The sequence below is a fragment of the Rhodanobacter hydrolyticus genome (assembly GCF_044904645.1).
Window position 1 is genome coordinate 3,589,489 of record NZ_JADIKK010000008.1, and the last position, 15,807, is coordinate 3,605,295.

14 protein-coding genes and 1 pseudogene are annotated in these 15,807 nt (G+C 66.9%); 8 read left to right on the forward strand and 7 right to left on the reverse strand.

Annotated elements, in window-relative coordinates; translation table 11 throughout:
• Nucleotides 1-2: 2 nt before the first annotated feature.
• Together mutL and ISP25_RS18735 are read left to right on the forward strand one after the other, a co-directional pair.
• Nucleotides 3-1,844 (forward strand): DNA mismatch repair endonuclease MutL, encoded by a 1,842-nt coding sequence (gene mutL / locus ISP25_RS18730; RefSeq protein ID WP_404615954.1) that lies wholly within the window; start codon nucleotides 3-5, stop codon nucleotides 1,842-1,844.
• A 77-nt stretch (nucleotides 1,845-1,921) separates the two neighbouring features.
• Nucleotides 1,922-2,845 (forward strand): DUF1684 domain-containing protein, encoded by a 924-nt coding sequence (locus ISP25_RS18735; protein WP_192156673.1) that lies wholly within the window; start codon nucleotides 1,922-1,924, stop codon nucleotides 2,843-2,845.
• 51 nt (nucleotides 2,846-2,896) lie between these two features.
• On the opposite strand, the gene ISP25_RS18740 is transcribed toward ISP25_RS18735, so the two are convergent.
• Nucleotides 2,897-3,679 (reverse strand): enoyl-CoA hydratase/isomerase family protein, encoded by a 783-nt coding sequence (locus tag ISP25_RS18740; RefSeq protein ID WP_404615955.1) that lies wholly within the window; start codon nucleotides 3,677-3,679, stop codon nucleotides 2,897-2,899.
• Between the two features lie 131 nt (nucleotides 3,680-3,810).
• Between ISP25_RS18740 and ISP25_RS18745 the strand changes: the two genes are divergently transcribed.
• The 4 genes and pseudogenes from ISP25_RS18745 (at nucleotide 3,811) to ISP25_RS18760 (ending at nucleotide 6,782) form a co-directional block, all read left to right on the forward strand.
• Nucleotides 3,811-4,554, forward strand: a complete 744-nt coding sequence (locus tag ISP25_RS18745) for an FKBP-type peptidyl-prolyl cis-trans isomerase (protein WP_404615956.1) — start codon at nucleotides 3,811-3,813, stop codon at nucleotides 4,552-4,554.
• A 36-nt stretch (nucleotides 4,555-4,590) separates the two neighbouring features.
• Nucleotides 4,591-5,372, forward strand: a pseudogene (locus tag ISP25_RS18750) (NUDIX hydrolase).
• Nucleotides 5,369-6,217 (forward strand): sulfurtransferase, encoded by an 849-nt coding sequence (locus ISP25_RS18755; RefSeq protein WP_404615957.1) that lies wholly within the window; start codon nucleotides 5,369-5,371, stop codon nucleotides 6,215-6,217. Before ISP25_RS18750 ends, ISP25_RS18755 begins: the two are co-directional and overlap by 4 nt.
• Nucleotides 6,218-6,293: 76 nt before the next feature.
• Nucleotides 6,294-6,782 carry a GNAT family N-acetyltransferase gene (locus tag ISP25_RS18760; protein WP_192156663.1) on the forward strand — a complete coding sequence of 163 codons (489 nt, stop codon included), beginning with the start codon at nucleotides 6,294-6,296 and terminating at the stop codon, nucleotides 6,780-6,782.
• 6 nt (nucleotides 6,783-6,788) lie between these two features.
• Here the strand turns inward: ISP25_RS18760 and ISP25_RS18765 are convergent, their stop codons facing one another.
• From ISP25_RS18765 to ISP25_RS18775, 3 genes are all read right to left on the reverse strand, one after another.
• Entirely contained in the window at nucleotides 6,789-7,544 is a 756-nt protein-coding gene (locus tag ISP25_RS18765; protein ID WP_404615958.1) for an enoyl-CoA hydratase/isomerase family protein, read from the reverse strand.
• Nucleotides 7,545-7,557: 13 nt separating this feature from the next.
• Nucleotides 7,558-9,048 (reverse strand): DUF4139 domain-containing protein, encoded by a 1,491-nt coding sequence (locus tag ISP25_RS18770; RefSeq protein WP_404615959.1) that lies wholly within the window; start codon nucleotides 9,046-9,048, stop codon nucleotides 7,558-7,560.
• A 186-nt stretch (nucleotides 9,049-9,234) separates the two neighbouring features.
• The gene (locus tag ISP25_RS18775) at nucleotides 9,235-10,011 is read right to left on the reverse strand and encodes an IclR family transcriptional regulator (RefSeq protein WP_404615960.1); all 777 of its coding nucleotides are present in this window, start codon (nucleotides 10,009-10,011) and stop codon (nucleotides 9,235-9,237) included.
• A 171-nt stretch (nucleotides 10,012-10,182) separates the two neighbouring features.
• On the opposite strand from ISP25_RS18775, the gene fucP reads away from it, so the two are divergent.
• On the forward strand, nucleotides 10,183-11,469 hold the full coding sequence (gene fucP / locus ISP25_RS18780) for an L-fucose:H+ symporter permease (protein ID WP_404615961.1): 1,287 nt from the start codon (nucleotides 10,183-10,185) through the stop codon (nucleotides 11,467-11,469).
• Nucleotides 11,470-11,472: 3 nt separating this feature from the next.
• On the forward strand, nucleotides 11,473-11,841 hold the full coding sequence (locus ISP25_RS18785; RefSeq protein WP_404615962.1) for an L-rhamnose mutarotase: 369 nt from the start codon (nucleotides 11,473-11,475) through the stop codon (nucleotides 11,839-11,841).
• 355 nt (nucleotides 11,842-12,196) lie between these two features.
• Here ISP25_RS18785 and ISP25_RS18790 read toward each other — a convergent pair whose 3' ends face one another.
• The 3 genes from ISP25_RS18790 to ISP25_RS18800 are packed head-to-tail and all read right to left on the reverse strand — an operon-like array spanning nucleotide 12,197 to nucleotide 15,803.
• On the reverse strand, nucleotides 12,197-13,609 hold the full coding sequence (locus ISP25_RS18790) for an alpha-L-fucosidase (RefSeq protein ID WP_404615963.1): 1,413 nt from the start codon (nucleotides 13,607-13,609) through the stop codon (nucleotides 12,197-12,199).
• Nucleotides 13,610-13,626: 17 nt separating this feature from the next.
• Entirely contained in the window at nucleotides 13,627-14,946 is a 1,320-nt protein-coding gene (locus ISP25_RS18795; protein ID WP_404615964.1) for an L-fuconate dehydratase, read from the reverse strand.
• Complete coding sequence (locus ISP25_RS18800; RefSeq protein ID WP_404615965.1) at nucleotides 14,943-15,803, reverse strand: fumarylacetoacetate hydrolase family protein; 861 nt, start codon at nucleotides 15,801-15,803, stop codon at nucleotides 14,943-14,945. The genes ISP25_RS18795 and ISP25_RS18800 overlap by 4 nt, the downstream gene beginning before the upstream one ends.
• Nucleotides 15,804-15,807 lie beyond the last annotated feature (4 nt).

The following is a 15,807-nucleotide window of genomic DNA, read 5'->3' on the forward strand; positions in this document are numbered from 1 at the left end:
GGATGCCCGTCATCCGCCCGCTGCCTCCCGAGCTCATCAACCAGATCGCCGCCGGCGAGGTAATCGAGCGCCCTTCGTCCGTGGTCAAGGAACTGGTCGAGAACAGTCTCGACGCGGGCGCCTCGCGCATCGAGGTGGACATCGAGCAGGGCGGTGCACGCCTGATCCGCGTGCGCGACGACGGCGGCGGCATCGCGCCCGATGAACTGCCGCTGGCGGTGGCCTCGCATGCCACCAGCAAGATCGGCAGCTTCGACGATCTCGAACATGTCGCCAGCATGGGCTTCCGTGGCGAGGCGCTGGCCTCGGTGTCCTCGGTGGCGCGCTTCGCGCTCACCTCGCGCCTGCGCGAGGCAGACGCCGCGTTCCGCATCGAAGTGGATGGCGGCAGGCTGCAGGCCGCGCGCCCTGCGCAGCATCCGGCCGGTACCAGCGTGGAAGTACGCGACCTGTTCTACAACGTACCCGCGCGCAAGAAGTTCATGCGCGCCGAACGCACCGAGTTCGCGCACATCGACGATCTTCTGAAGTCACTGGCGCTGGCGCGTGGCGGCGTGGAATTCCGGCTCAGCCACAACGGCAAGCCGGTGCGCATCTGGAAAGCCGCGCGCGATGCGCAGGCGCAACTGGCGCGCGTGGCCGAAGTGCTGGGCGATGATTTCCCCGCCCAGAGTCTGCGCGTGGATCACGCCGCCGCCGGCATGCATCTGTCCGGCTGGGTTGGCCTGCCCACTGCCTCGCGTTCGCAGGCGGACCAGCAGTACTTCTACGTCAACGGCCGGCTGGTGCGCGACCGCGTGGTGGCGCACGCGGTGCGCCAGGCCTACGCCGACGTGCTGTTCCACGGACGCCATCCGGCCTTCGTGCTGTATCTCGAACTCGATCCCGTTGGGGTGGACGTCAACGTGCATCCGGCCAAGCACGAGGTGCGTTTCCGCGAGCAGCGGTTGGTGCACGACTTTCTGTACCGCACCTTGCACGAGGCGTTGGCGCAGACGCGCGCGGGGCAGGTGGAATCGCATGCGCAGGACGACGATGGCCGCCTGCACATGAGCACCGCGGGAACGGGCGCCATGCATGCGCACGCTCCCGGCCTGCCGTCCATCGCACGTACCGCAGCATGGTCTGCGCGCGCGGAGCAGAACCGCCTTGCGCTTGGCGTGCGCGACGAGCCGCTGGCCGATTACGCGGCCTTGCTGGGCGAGTCGCCGCGCTCCGCATCTGCCGCGGTGGCGATGCCTGTCGCGGAGGAGGGCGAAGCGCCGCCATTGGGCTACGCGATCGCCCAGCTCAAGAGCATCTATGTGCTCGCCGAAAATGCACAGGGCCTCGTGCTGGTGGACATGCACGCCGCGCACGAACGCATCACCTACGAGAAGCTCAAGGCCGGCCGCACCAGCAGCAACCTGCGTTCGCAGCTGCTGCTGGTGCCGCTCAACCTCGCGGTGAGCGCGAAGGAGGCCGCCGCCGCGGAGGAGCACGGCGATGCGTTGGCCGAATGGGGTCTGGAGCTGTCACGCAGCGGTCCGTCCGGTGTGGTGGCACGGCGCATTCCCGCCTTGCTCGAAGGTGCCGATGTGACGCAGCTGACCCGCGACGTGCTGGCCGAACTCGCCCAGCACGGCAGTTCTCGCCGCCTGCAGGAGCTCGAAAACGAGCTGCTTTCCACCATGGCCTGCCACGGTTCGGTGCGCGCGGGGCGGCGCCTCAGCCTTCCCGAGATGAATGCGCTGCTGCGCGAGATGGAAGCCACTGAGCGCTCCGGGCAGTGCAACCACGGCCGTCCCACCTGGACGCAGCTATCGCTTTCGGAACTGGACCGGTTGTTCATGCGCGGGCGATGAGGGCGTGCTGGATGTCCGCTTGCCTGTCCGGCATTTGGACGTCCATACTCGGACTTTCATTGCCGCGGATCGTCCCCATGTCGCGAATCGCCGCCGTCCTGTTCGCCTCGTTTTTCGGAGTCGTTGCCGTGTCTTTTGCCGAAACCCCGTCGTCCTATACGCACGAAATCGAACAATGGCGCGCCGACCGCGTCGCGCGGCTCACCGGCCCGGACGGCTGGCTCAGCCTGATCGGACTGGAGTGGCTGCACGAAGGTGCGAACCGCGTGGGCAGTGCCGCGAACAACGACATCGTGTTGAAAGCCGGTCCTGCGCATCTTGGTACGGTGACGTTGGCGGCGGACGGCGCGGTACGCGTTGCGCTGGACAAGGACAGCGGCGCCACCGTGGACGGCAAGCCTGTCGCCGAGGCTGCGCTGGTCGACGACATGCATGCTGCCGCGAACAGCGGCCCCACCATCGTGCGTTTCGGCAACGCCAGCTTCTTCGTGATCGACCGCGACGGCCGCAAGGCGCTCCGGGTGAAGGATGTCGACGCCGAGGCGCGCCGCGGTTTCCTGGGCATCGATTACTTCCCCATCGATGCGTCCTGGCGCATCGAGGCCGACTGGGTGCCCTTCGTGCCGGAGCACGATCTCGAGATCGGCACCGCCATCGGCACCATCGACAAGGTGAAAGTGCCCGGCAAGGCGGTGTTCCGGCGCGACGGCCACACGTTCGAGCTATTGCCGTACCAGGAAGAGCCAGGTGGCGAACTGTTCTTCGTGATCGCCGACAAGACCTCGGGCAAGGAAACCTATGGCGCCGCGCGTTTCCTCTACGCGGCGTTACCTGCCGGAGGCGTGGCCACGCCCGGCAAGGTCGTGCTGGATTTCAACAAGGCCTACAACCCGCCTTGCGCGTTCACTCCGTTCGCCACCTGCCCGCTGGCGCCGCCGGAGAACCGTCTCGACGTCGCGGTGACGGCGGGCGAGAAGAAGTATCGCGGCGGCCATCACTGATCGCCGCTTTTCGCAGCGATCAGGATCAGGGGCCACGCTCGGCTTTCTGGCTTATCGTCCGCTGAATGCTGCCTTGCGCTTTTCCAGGAAGGCGTTGGTGCCTTCGCGCATGTCCTCGGTCGAAAACATCAGCGAGAAACCCTGCGTTTCGAATTCCAGCCCCTGGTCGAGCGAGGCCTCGCCACCTTGCAGCACCGCATCGAGGATGCCGGCGGCCGCCAGTGGTGCGGCGGCGGCGAGCTGGTCGGCCAATGCGTTCACCGTATCGTCCAGCGCCTCCGGTGCCACCAGGCGGTTGACGACGCCCAGCTCGTAGGCGCGTTGGGCGTTGATCGTCGCGCCGGTGAGGCACAGTTCCAGCGCGGCGCTGCGGCCGGCGAGGCGCAGCAGGCGCTGGGTGCCGCCGAAGCCGGGGATCAAGCCCAGGTTGATTTCGGGCTGGCCGAACTTCGCCTTTTCGCTGGCCACGCGCAGATGACAGGCCATCGCTAGTTCCATGCCGCCGCCCAGCGCAAAGCCCTGGATGCGTGCGATCACCGGTTTGCCGAGGCGCTCGATGCTCGTCATCAGGCGTTGGCCGGTACGCGAAAAGCCTTGTGCCTGTACGGGCGTGTAGCCGTTCATCTCGGCGATGTCGGCGCCGGCTACGAAGGCCTTTTCGCCCGCGCCGGCCAATACCACCACGCGCACGGCGTCTTCCTGCGCGGCCTGGGCGAAGGCGATGGTGAGTTCGTTGAGCGTGTCGCGGTTCAGAGCGTTCAGCTTGTCGGGGCGGTTCACCGTGATGATGCGCGCCGCGCCGCGGTTGGCGATTTCCAGGTTGCGATAGGCCATGGGCCGGTTCCAGTGCTGCCGAAACGCTTATGGTAACAGCGGGAACCTTTGTGGCTGCGAGAGGTTCTCAACCTGCACTCGGTGGGCGAAACCCTTACGATGTGGCGCCTTGGTACGCGATGGAGAACGGCATGATTCGACTGCATTGGTTGCTGCCCTGCCTATTGCTGGCCGGCGTCGCGCATGCGCAGGATCAGGCGCAGTTGCCGGCACCGGGGAAGCTGGACAAGGTCAAGCTTTCCTACGCCATCGGCTACCAGATCGGCAGCCAGTTCGCTGCGGGCCGCAACCAGCCCGGCGTACCGGAAATCGACATCGCCACGTTGCAGCGCGCGATCCAGGACGCTTACGAGAAGCGTCAGCCCACCGTGTCGATGCAGGCGATGCACCAGCAGTTGAGCTCCCTCAACCAGCAGTTGCGCACCGACGCGCAGGTCGAGTTCGAGCAGATCGCGGAAGCCAATGCACGCAAGAGCGCCGCGTTCATGGTGCGCAACGCCAAGCAGCCCGGCGTGATCCGGCTGCCCTCCGGCATCCAGTATTCCGTGATCAAGCGCGGCGACGGCACCGCCACTCCCATGGCCACCAGCACGGTGGTGGTGGACTATCGCGGCATGCTGGTGGACGGCACCGAATTCGACAGCACCTGGGCGCACAATGCGCCAGCGAGCATCACCGTGGATCACATGATCCCCGGCTGGCGTGATGTGATCCCGCGCATGCACGTGGGTGACCGCTGGAAGGTGGTGATCCCGCCGCAGCTCGCCTACGGCAAGGAAGGCCAGTTGCCGCGCATCGGCCCCAACGAGGCGCTGGTGTTCGAGATCGAGCTGCTGGCGATCAAGCCGCCTGCATCCGACCAAGATTCGCACTGAGAGGGCGCTTGTCCCTGCTGCTAAAATCGCAGGGTCATGCCGAACGAACTTCCCACCGCACCGCCGCCCGTGGCCACGCCGTGCATCGGCGTCTGCCAGCTGGATCCGCAGGGTTACTGCATCGGCTGCCGCCGGACGATCGACGAAATCGGACGCTGGCGTGCGATGAGCGACGCCGAGCGCCTGCGCGTAATGCGCGACGTGCTGCCCGCGCGGAAGCACCCATGAACGACGATCTGCTGCAGGCGCTGTTGCCGCTCTCCACGCCAACCGACACGCCCGGCTGGAACCACGCCGACATGAACGAGCTGCTGGGTACGGCGCAGCGTCGCCCCGCGGCGGTCTTGCTGGCCTTGCGCGATGGCGAATCGCCGCTGGTGGTGTTCACTGTCCGCACCGACAACCTGCAATCGCATGCGGGGCAGGTGGCGCTTCCCGGCGGCCGGGCGGACCCCGGCGATGCTGACGCGCTGGCCACCGCGCTGCGCGAAAGCGAGGAAGAGATCGGCCTGGATCCTGCCCAGGTCACGCCGCTGGGCTACCTCGACAACTTCGATACGATCAGCGGCTACCGCATCACGCCGGTGGTGGCGCGCATCGCAGAGCACAGCCAGTTGAAGGCCGCGCCCGCCGAAGTCGCCGAAGTGTTCGAGGTGCCGCTGGCGTTCTTTCTCGATCCGGCCAATCTGCGCCGCTACACCATGGAATTCCGCGGCCATCGCCGCGAAATGGTGGAGTTCGTGCACGGCGGCCATCGCATATGGGGCGCCACTGCGGCGATCCTGCTCAATCTGCTGAAGAGGATGGGACGCGCATGAAGACCACGTTGATTTCCGCGACCGAACTCGCCGCGCTGCCACCGGATGCGGTGCTGATCGTCGATTGCCGCATGGATCTCGCCGATCCTGCGCAGGGCCGCCGCGACTACCTTGCAGGCCATATCCCAGGCGCCGTATACGCCGAGCTGGACACCGACCTCTCCGACCTTTCGCTGCAATCGCAAGGGCTGGGGCGCCACCCGCTGCCGTCGGCGGAAGCGTTTTCCGCCGTGCTCGGCCGCTGGGGCTGGCGGCCGGGCCTGCAGGTGGTTGCCTACGACGCGGGCAACGGTGCATTGGCCGCAGCGCGCCTGTGGTGGATGCTGCGCTTTGCCGGCGAACGGGCCGTGACGGTGCTCGATGGCGGCTACGCTGGATGGCAGAGAGCAGGCCTGCCGGTGGAAACCACTGTGCCGCTGCGCGCGGCGACCTCGGTTGCCGTGCAGTTCGATCCGGCCCAGGTCGTGCTCGATCACACCGCCTTGCACGCGGCACCCGCGCCGCTGCTGATCGACGCCCGCGCCGCGCCGCGCTACCGCGGCGATACCGAACCGCTCGATCCCGTCGCGGGCCATGTGCCCGGTGCGCGCAATCGCCCGTTCGCCGACAACCTCGCCGCCGATGGTCGTTTCAAGGATGCGGCGGAGCTGAGGCGCGATTTCCTCGCCGTACTCGGTACGCGAGCTCCTGCCGAAGTCGTGCACATGTGCGGCTCCGGCGTCACTGCGTGCCACAACCTGCTGGCGATGGAACACGCCGGCCTCGCCGGCTCACGGCTCTACGCGCCGTCGTGGAGCGGCTGGGTGAGCGACCGCTCGCGACCGGCGGCGACGGGCGAGGAGTGATCGCTGCATTTCGCGCATGGCGCGGAACGCGGAAGCATCGCCGACTCCGGCAACCGGTGTCTCGCGGGAAGCGCGAATGACCACCCCGGCACGGCAGGACAATATCCGCATCGTCGGCTTCGACCCGCGCTGGCGCACGGCGTTCGCTGCGCTCAACATCGAATGGCTGGAGCACTGGTTCGTGGTCGAGGACTACGACCGCGAAGTGCTTGGCAACCCCGAGGGACACATCCTCGCGAATGGGGGACACATCCTTTTTGCCATCGGCGAGGACGACCAGGCGCTCGGTACCGTCGCGTTGAAATACGAGGGCGACGGCGTCTACGAGCTCACCAAGATGGCGGTATCGCCCGAGGCGCGCGGTCGCGGGGTCGGTCGCCTGCTGATGGACGCGGCACTGGACTTGTACCGCGGGCTTGGTGCGCGCGAACTGTTCCTGGAGTCCAGCAGCCTGCTCGGGCCGGCGCTGGCGCTGTATGAGAGCGTCGGCTTCCGACATCATCCCGCGCCACGCGCGGGGTCACACTACGCTCGGGCGGATGTGCACATGATCTGGGAACCCTGAGCGGGTTCAGCCTTTGCTCTTGAGCCTGGCCGCCAGCGCTTGCAGCGTGGCCTGCGTCTGCGGGTGATAGAAGCCTTCGACGAACTCGTCGATGGGCAGCGTATCCAGGTCGGCGTAGGTGGCGATGAGGTCGGCGCGCGCGACGCGGCGGGTGGCGAGCATGGCGTGCGGGGGCAGGGCGAGCAACCCGTTCATCCAGTGCAACGCGCGCGTCACCACCTGGTCGATGCCGGTGGTTTCGTCCACGAAGCCGCAGGCCAGCGCCTGTTCCGCGTCGATCATCTCGCCGGCAACCAGCAATCGCTCCGCGCGGTAGGCGCCCACCACGCGGCGCAGCGCGAGCTGGATGCAGTCGGGCACGGCAAGCCCCACCTGCACTTCGTTGAGGCCGATCTTGTAAGGCCCTTGCGCCATCACGCGGTAGTCGCACATCAGTGCCATCACCGCACCGCCGGCGGGACTGTGGCCGGTGACCGCGGCAGCCACCGGCACCGGCGAGCAGGCCAGCACGGAGGCCGTGGCGAAGAATTCGCGCCAGAAGGCCTGCACGCCGGCGCGGTCCGCCTGCAACAGTGCCGGCACGTCTACGCCGGCGGAAAACATGCCAGGCACGCCGGAGAGCACGATGCCGCGTGCGCCATCGGCCACCGCCTTGTCCAGCGCGGCATGCAGCGTTTGCAGCAACTCCAGGTTCAGTGCGTTGACGGGCGGTCGTGCGAGATGGACTTCCGCAACGGCATCGTGATGGATGACTTCGATCATGGGATTGCTCCGGTCAGGGCTTCGGTTGCTGTTCCGCCGTCCAGGCGTAGTGCACGGCATAGTCCAGTACGGCCTTGCCGCCGGCTGGTACGTCGATGCGGAACTCCAGCGTGTCGGTGGTCTGCTTGCTGGGCGGCGTACTGGACGAAGCCAGCTTCCATTCGCGCCAGCGGTTGGGATGCTCGCGCACGGTGACGGTGCGCGCGCTGTCGCCGGCATTGGTGAGGGTGATGCGGAAGGCTTCGTCCATCGTGCGGCCAGCCTTGTCCACGTGGAAGGCGGTGCGTTCGCGCGTGGAGCGAAGGTCGAAGGCACTGCCCAGCTCAATGGTGGCGGCGCTGCCCTTGGGCGTGTCGCTGATGCGTCCTTCGCCGATGAATTGCGGGGTGCCGTGGCTGTCCTGCGTGAGCACGCGCAGGTAGCCGGCGGGCAGGCTGTCGAAGGCGGTGAACTTGAGCGTGCTGACGACGTTGCTTTCGCCGCCCGCGACGGGATCGGAACTCAGCATTGGCTGTTCGGGTTGCCAGACGCTGCCGCTTTCCACGAGATTGGTGCGTTCGCATGAAAGCGGGCGCGTGTCGTACAGCGACACCTGGCTCACGCTGCCGTCGGGCAGGTTCACTGGAGACGGCAACGTGTAGCTGCGGTAGTTGTCCATTTGCTCCTGCTGCGGCTCCGTCTTGGCGGAGAACGAAAGAGCGGCTGCCCTCATCATCATCGGGCGCGGTGCGGAAGGCTTGGCGAAGTTCGGCTCGCCCGCGATCAGGGTGAGCTTCGCGTCGTTCCAGTCGCGCCCGCTGCGGTTAGCGATGCTGGCGCGCGATTCGAACTGCATGCGGCAAACGTTGTTGCCTGGTTGCAGTGCGGCCACGTAAGCGGCGCGCCAGCCCAGGCCGGAAGTGGGATAGCTGAGCACGGCCTCGCTGTTGCCGCCACGCGCGGCGTCCACACGCAGGCGCAGGCTGGAGCCGGTGGGGAAATCGCCGCCGTTCACGCGCACGCCGGCGTACTGGCGGATCCAGGTCGTGCCCAGCACGCTTTTGCCGGAGACGCTTTCAATCATCAAGCCATCGTTGCTGACACGCTTCAATGTGCCAGTGGCAAGTGCCTCGCCGTTGTCACCCAGTATGGTGACCTCGCGGCCGATCAGGCCGGTCAGTGCGGCGCTCTCGCCCTGGCCCAGCAGCAGGCGCTGAGAAACCACTTTCGCGCCGCCATCGGGAAAGCCCAGCGCCAGCGCTTCTGCGTCGAGCTGGTCGGGCAGGTCGCCGATGGTGATGTCCTGCACGCCGGGCTGCAGGGCGAGCGCGCGGCGCTCGCGGATCACCGCGTAGCCGTCGCTGACATTGCCGTCGCCGCTGCTGGCGTACAGCGCCGTGCTGTCGCTGCGGTAAAGCGTGATGTCGGCGCCGCTCGCGGCAGGCGTGGCCGCGCCAACGGGCATGGCGACGGCGAGGCCGGCGACGCAGGCCAGTGCGAGGGCCGACAGGGCGGGCTGGTTCATGGCAGGGCTCCTTGCGTGGGAAGAGTTGCAATGAAGATCATGCACGGACTGTTGCGGTTTCCATCGCGTCCGGAGCTGTATCGCACGGCATCCGTTCATCTGAAGGCAGTCGAACAGCGAATGGATGGAGGGAGCAGGGCGCGTCGCATGCCCAGCTCCTTATTCGCTTTCAAGCCATCCATCGCTTCATCGTTTTTGCGTCGCCGTGCCGTAATGCAGGATGTCGGAGATTTCCGCGGTGGCTTTGCACAAGGCGGCGATGGTGCGCTGCTGGGTCTGCGCGGAGGCGCGCTGCGCGATGAAAGGCACGGTGAGCGCACACACGGCGCGACCGTGCTGCAGCACCGGCGCCGAGAGGTCGGTGACCGCATCCACCACGTGGCTGCGCGCGCAGGCATAGCCCTGGTTGCGCACCTGCGCGAGTTGGCGGACCAGCTTCTTGCGGTCCAGGTCGGCCTCCTGGCCGGCGATGATGTCCAGCCAGTGCTCGCGCAGCTGTTCGTCCTGGAAGGCCAGCAGCACGTGGCCGGAGGTGGATTGAGACATCGGCCGGCGATGGCCGATGCGCACCACCAGGGCGATCTCGCCCGGCGGGTCGGCGCGGGCGATCACCACGATCTGGTCGCGCGAGGGCACCACGAGATGGCAGGCCTGCTCAGTGGTTTCGGCGAGGCGGTGCATCACCGGCAGTGCGGCTTCGATGGCGCTTTTCACGGGCGGCTGTTCCATCGCCAGCAGGAACAGCCGCGGCGTGATGCTGTAGCCGCCGTCGCCTTCCGTGCGTGCGAGGTAGTCGCGTTCCTCCAGCACCTGCAGCATGCGGAAGATTTCGCCGCGCGAGCGGCCGACGCCTTCGGAGATTTCCACGATGCTCAGCGGCTTGTGCGCGCTGGCCAGCAGTTCGAGGATGTCCAGGCCCTTGTCGAGCGCGGGAGCGCGGTATTTGGGAGCAGGCTTCGTCATGATCTTGCTAGCTTGCCGCATGTGGTGGACGACTTCCATGCGGAGGGGCATGTTGCAGCGCGTCTTTGCGCTGGTGAATAACTGTTTCATATTTGCACTGCCGTGTCCGGCATCTGTGAGTCGCAACGGGAGATCGGGGTGGATGCACGAATGACGACGGAATATCCGGCCATGTCGGCCACCGCTGCGCCGCAAGGCCTTCGCCGCTGGCTGCCATTGTTCCTGATCGTTGGCCTGTTCTTCCTGTGGGGTGCCGCCAACAACCTCAACGACGTGCTGATTGCGCAGTTCAAGAAGGCCTTCGTGCTGGACGATTTCCAGGCGGGCCTGGTGCAGAGCGCGTTCTACCTCGGCTATTTCCTGGTGGCGATGCCGGCGGCGATGTTCATGCGCCGCTACGGTTACAAGCAGGCGGTGGTGCTGGGGCTGGTGCTGTACGGTGCGGGGGCGCTGCTGTTCTGGCCGGCGGCGGAGCTGCACACCTATGGCGTGTTCCTGTTCGCGCTGTTCGTGATCGCCACCGGGCTGGCCTTCCTGGAAACCTCGGCCAACCCGTTGATGACGGTACTGGGTACGCCCGATGGCGCGACGCGCCGGCTCAATTTCGCACAGGCGTTCAACCCGCTGGGTTCCATCGCCGGCGTGCTGGTCGGCCAGCATTTCATCCTCGCGGGCGTGGAACACACGCCGGTGCAGCTGGCTGCGATGAGCGCCGCCGAGCGCGCCGCGTATTACGCGGATGCGACGCACGCGGTGCAGCTGCCTTACCTTTGCATCGGCCTGGTCGTGCTGGCCTGGGCCGTGCTGGTGTTGCTGGCCCGCTTCCCTGCGGTGACCGCGCCGCATGCGCTTGCAACGCATGCCACCGGACGCGATGGCGTGCTGGCGCGGCTGCTGCGCGATCGCCGCTTCACCGGTGCGATGGCGGCGCAGTTTTTCTACGTGGGCGCGCAGGTCGGCGTGTGGAGCTACACCATCCGCTACGTGCAGGCGACGATGCCGGGCACGTCGGCAGCGTCGGCAGCCAACTTCATCCTCGCCGGGCTGGTGTGCTTCATGCTCGGCCGCTTTGCGGGCACGGCGCTGATGAAATACCTGGCGCCAGTGCGCCTGCTGCTGGCATTCGCGCTGATCAATGTCGTGCTTGCGCTGTATGCGCTGGCTTGGCCCGGCCTGAGCGGCGCCCTCGCGCTGGTGGCCTGCAGCTTCTTCATGTCGGTGATGTATCCGACCATCTTCGCGTTGGGCGTCGAAGGCATGGACGACGACGAGCGCAAGCTCGGTTCGGCCTTGCTGGTGATGACCATCATCGGCGGCGCGGTGCTCACGGCGGCGATGGGCAAGGTGTCCGACCTCGCCGGCATTGCGCGTGCGCTGAGCGTGCCGGCGCTGGGTTTCGCTGTGGTGGCCTGGTTTGCATGGCGTCGGCTGCCGCGTGCCCGCAACGCGAGGGGCTGATCGGTGCCTCGCCTCTACTACGCGCTCGATCTGCGCGATGACGCGGCGGCCATCGCCGAGTACGAAAACTGGCACCGTCCCGATGTGGTCTGGCCGGAAATCGTTGCTTCGATCCGAGCTGCGGGCATCGAGGACATGGAGATCTTCCGCACCGGCAACCGGCTGGTGATGGTGATGCAGGTGCCCGACGGCTACGACGCCGCGGGCAAGCAGGCGGCCGATGCGACCAACCCGCGAGTGCAGGCCTGGGAGCGGCTGATGGATGGTTATCAGCAGCGCCTGCCGTGGGCGAAGCCGGGCGAAAAGTGGGTGGCGATGCGCGGGATTTTCTCTCTGAAGGACGCGTTGGCGGCGCCCGGAACCAGTCGTTAGTGTCAGTGCGAGATCATCAGCTCTCCCCTGGCCGGCAGGTTGGGGTGCGTGCGCCGGTGCAAGTAACAAAGCGGTTTCGGTCGCTTGCCGGCGCCCGAGTTACCTCTCTTCGCTGGCCCACTCCGCCGCAGGAGCAGTGGCGAACATGAAGGGCGGAGGGCAGGATGCCCGGAGTGAAGAGAGGTAACCCAGAGAAACGGCCTGAGTTCAATCCGCCGGAACTACGAGCAGGCCGCGCCGAGGATTTCGGAATCCTTCTTGCCTACGCGATTGACGGCGTGGCCCACCGCGCCGTATCTGGGAACTGAGGGAACTCGTTTCCAGCGCGGGATGTACCAGGGTTTTGAGTGCGTTCTCAGCGAGGGTTGGTGGTGACAACCAGCACGGTATCGGTCGGATCGAGTGGCTTGGCGGGCAACTGCACATCAAGCTGCGTGCCGTGCTGGGTGAACTTGAGCGGGGTGTGCCGCGGATCGGCCAGCAGGTAGGCGCCGGTGGCGTGAATGTTCGCGTCGGCGACGTGGAACGAGCTTCCGGGCCATTCGAGCAGGTGGATGTAGACCTTGCCGGGCCGGCTGGTGGCGCGCCAGTCCCAGGTGGGCACCCATGCAGGCTTGCCGTCGGAATCCTTCTGCGTGGTCGAGTAGCTGCCATGCGGATCGGCGAATGGCGTGGGGTGCGTGCCGTAGATCGATTCGCCGTTGATCTTGAGCCACTGGCCGATGGTCTGCAGGCGTTCGGCTTCGGCCGCGGGAATCACGCCGCGCGCGTCGGGTCCGACGTTGAGCAGGTAATTGCCGCCCTTGCTGGCGATGTCGACCAGGTTGCGCAGCAGCACGGTGGTCGACTTGAAATCGGTGTCGGCGGACTTGTAGCCCCAGGTGTCGTTAATCGTCATGCAGGTTTCCCAGTCCTTGCCGGGAAAGCCTTGCGGCGGGATGTGCTGCTCGGGCGTCTCGGTGTCGCCTGCGTAGCCGCCGCCCAGCCGATTGTTCCAGATCAGCTGCGGATACTGGTCGAGCAGCTTCACGATTTCCGCGGCGAGCTGCGGCGTCATCTCGCGGGTGGGCGTATCGAACCACAGCACCGCCGGGTGGTACTTTGCCAGCAGTTCCTTGATCTGCGGGATCGCCTTGGTCTGCAGATAGGTGGCGAAGTCGCCGTCCTGCGCCTTGTCCCAGTGGCCACCGATCGCGGCACCGCCCGGTGCGGTCCAGTCCTGGTCCTGTGAGTAGTAGACGCCGAACTTGATGCCCTGCCGCTTCGCCTCGTCGGCCAGTGCGCGCAGCGGGTCGTGCTTGAACGGCGTGGCGTCGACGATGTTGAACGCGTTCGCCTTGGAGTCGAACATCGCGAAGCCGTCGTGGTGCTTGGCCGTGATCACGATGTACTTCATGCCCGCGGCCTTGGCCAGCGAAACCCAGGTATGCGCGTCGAACTGCATCGGATCGAAGCGCGCGGGCAACTGTTTGTACTCCTCCACCGGGATGCGCGCGTCGTGCATGATCCATTCGCCCGCGCCGTCCACCGGCTTGCCCTGCCACACGCCTGCGGGCACCGAATACACGCCCCAGTGGATGAACATGCCGTAGCGTGCTGCGTGCCACCAGGCCATGCGTGCGTCGCGCTGCGCCGGCGTTTCGGTGTCCTGGATCGCGGCGACCGGATGCGTGCCGGCGTTTGCCGGCGTCGCGGCGTGCGCCATGGCGCACGTGGAGGCGAGGGCGCAGGCGAGGGCGGATTTCACGAGGCGGTACGGCATGTTCATCATGCGACTCCGGTTTGTCAGGATTGCCACACCACGCCTTGCGGGAAGGCATAGTCGCGCAGCGAGCTTTCCTTCATCTCCGCGGAAAAACCCGGTGCCGTGGGCGCGATGTAACGGCCTTCGCGTATCACCACCGGATCAACGAAGTGCTCGTGCAGGTGGTCGACGAACTCGATGGCGCGGTCTTCCTTCTTGCCGGTGATCGCCACGAAGTCGGCCATCGCCAGGTGCTGCACCAGTTCGCACAGGCCCACGCCGCCGGCGTGCGGGAACACGCGCACGCCGAACTTGGCGGCCAGCAGCAGGATCGCCAGGTTCTCGTTGACGCCGCCCACGCGGGCCGCGTCGATCTGCACCAGGTCCACCGCGCCGGCCTGGAACAGCTGCTTGAACATCACGCGGTTGTGGGTGTGCTCGCCGGTGGAGACCGGCATCGGCGCGATCGCGCGGCGGATCGCCGCGTGGCCGAGGATGTCGTCGGGGCTGGTCGGCTCCTCGATCCACGCGATATCGAAAGCGATGAGCTGCTTCAGCCACGCGATGGCGTCGGGCACGTCCCAGCGCTGGTTGGCGTCGATGGCGATGCCGATGTCGGGACCGACGGCCTCGCGCGCGAGGCGGCAGCGGCGCACGTCATCCGCTGCGTCGAGGCCCACCTTGAGCTTGATCGTGCGGAAACCGTCGGCGACCGCTTCGTGCGCCAGCCGCTGCATCTTCTCGTCGCTGTAGCCCAGCCACCCGGGCGACGTGGTGTAGGCGGGGTAGCCTTCGGCCAGCAGCTGTTCGATGCGCTGCTGCCGATGCGGCACCGCCGCGCGCAGGATGGCCAGCGCCTCGTCGGGCGTGAGCGCGTCGCTGAGATAGCGGAAATCGATGGCGGCGACGATTTCCTCCGGCGACAGCTCGGCGATGTAGCGCCACAGCGGCTTGCCGGCGAGGCGCGCGGCGAGATCCCAGGCGGCGTTGATCACCGCGCCGATCGCCATGTGCATCACGCCCTTCTCGGGGCCGAGCCAGCGCAACTGCGAATCGCCGACCAGGCGTTTGGCGAAGCCACCGAGGTCGTTGACGATGGCGTCGACGGAGAGGCCGGTAACGTGTTCGGCCAGCGCCGTCAGTGCGGCGGTCTGCACGTCATTGCCGCGGCCGATGGTGAACACGAAGCCGTGGCCCACTACGTCAGGCCGGTCGGTGCGCAGCGTGACGCAGGCGGCCGAGTAATCCGGATCGGGGTTCATCGCGTCCGAGCCGTCCAGCTCACGCGAAGTGGGGAAACGCACGTCCAGCGTGTCGAGCGCCACGATGCGCGTGGCATGGATGTCGATGGCGCTGCTCATGATTGCGCCGCGTCGCTGTAGGCCACGGTGCGCTGGCGCTGCGTGCCCAGCCCGTCGATGCCGAGCTCGATCACGTCGCCGGCGCGCAGGTACACCGGCGGCTTGAAGCCAAGGCCTACGCCCGCCGGCGTGCCGGTGCTGATAACGTCGCCCGGCTGCAGGGTCATGTAGCGGCTGATGTAGCTCACCAGCTCGGCCACGCCGAAGATCATGTTGCGCGTGTTGCCGTTCTGGTAGCGATGGCCGTTGACCTCCAGCCACATCGCCAGGTCCTGCGGGTCGGCCACTTCGTCGGCGGTGAGCAGCCACGGGCCGATGGGACCGAAAGTGTCGCAGCTCTTGCCCTTCACCCATTGGCCGCCGTGCTCCAACTGGAACTCGCGCTCGGAAAGGTCGTTCACCAGCACATAGCCGGCGACGTGGTCCAGCGCATCGGCCACGCTCACGTGGCGTGCGGTGTCGCCGATCACCACGCCGAGCTCCACTTCCCAGTCGGTCTTGACCGAATCCTTGGGGATGATGACGTCGTCGTTCGGGCCCATGATGGCGCTGGTGGCCTTCATGAAAAGGATGGGCTGTTCCGGCGGCGTCGCGCCGGTTTCGGCGGCGTGGTCGGTGTAGTTGAGGCCCACGCAGATCATCTTGCCCACGCGCGCCACCGGGGCGCCGTGGCGCGGCGTGCCGGCGACTTCCGGCAGCGTGGCCGGATCGATGGCTGCCAGCCGCACACGACCGGCGCGCACCAGCGTAGCGGCGTCGATGTCACTGACGTGGGCGGAGAGGTCGCGCAGCTTGCCCTGCGTGTCGATCAGGCCGGGGCGCTCCTGACCGGGTGCGCCGTAGCGAACGAGTTTCATGATG

Excerpts from the sequence above, each read along its gene's own strand:
- mutL (WP_404615954.1), top strand. The coding sequence starts at position 3 with ATGCCCGTCATCCGCCCGCTGCCTCCCGAGCTCATCAACCAGATCGCC.
- ISP25_RS18735 (WP_192156673.1), top strand. The coding sequence starts at position 1,922 with ATGTCGCGAATCGCCGCCGTCCTGTTCGCCTCGTTTTTCGGAGTCGTT.
- ISP25_RS18740 (WP_404615955.1), bottom strand. The coding sequence starts at position 3,679 with ATGGCCTATCGCAACCTGGAAATCGCCAACCGCGGCGCGGCGCGCATC.
- ISP25_RS18745 (WP_404615956.1), top strand. The coding sequence starts at position 3,811 with ATGATTCGACTGCATTGGTTGCTGCCCTGCCTATTGCTGGCCGGCGTC.
- ISP25_RS18755 (WP_404615957.1), top strand. The coding sequence starts at position 5,369 with ATGAAGACCACGTTGATTTCCGCGACCGAACTCGCCGCGCTGCCACCG.
- ISP25_RS18760 (WP_192156663.1), top strand. The coding sequence starts at position 6,294 with ATGACCACCCCGGCACGGCAGGACAATATCCGCATCGTCGGCTTCGAC.
- ISP25_RS18765 (WP_404615958.1), bottom strand. The coding sequence starts at position 7,544 with ATGATCGAAGTCATCCATCACGATGCCGTTGCGGAAGTCCATCTCGCA.
- ISP25_RS18770 (WP_404615959.1), bottom strand. The coding sequence starts at position 9,048 with ATGAACCAGCCCGCCCTGTCGGCCCTCGCACTGGCCTGCGTCGCCGGC.
- ISP25_RS18775 (WP_404615960.1), bottom strand. The coding sequence starts at position 10,011 with ATGACGAAGCCTGCTCCCAAATACCGCGCTCCCGCGCTCGACAAGGGC.
- fucP (WP_404615961.1), top strand. The coding sequence starts at position 10,183 with ATGTCGGCCACCGCTGCGCCGCAAGGCCTTCGCCGCTGGCTGCCATTG.
- ISP25_RS18790 (WP_404615963.1), bottom strand. The coding sequence starts at position 13,609 with ATGAACATGCCGTACCGCCTCGTGAAATCCGCCCTCGCCTGCGCCCTC.
- ISP25_RS18795 (WP_404615964.1), bottom strand. The coding sequence starts at position 14,946 with ATGAGCAGCGCCATCGACATCCATGCCACGCGCATCGTGGCGCTCGAC.
- ISP25_RS18800 (WP_404615965.1), bottom strand. The coding sequence starts at position 15,803 with ATGAAACTCGTTCGCTACGGCGCACCCGGTCAGGAGCGCCCCGGCCTG.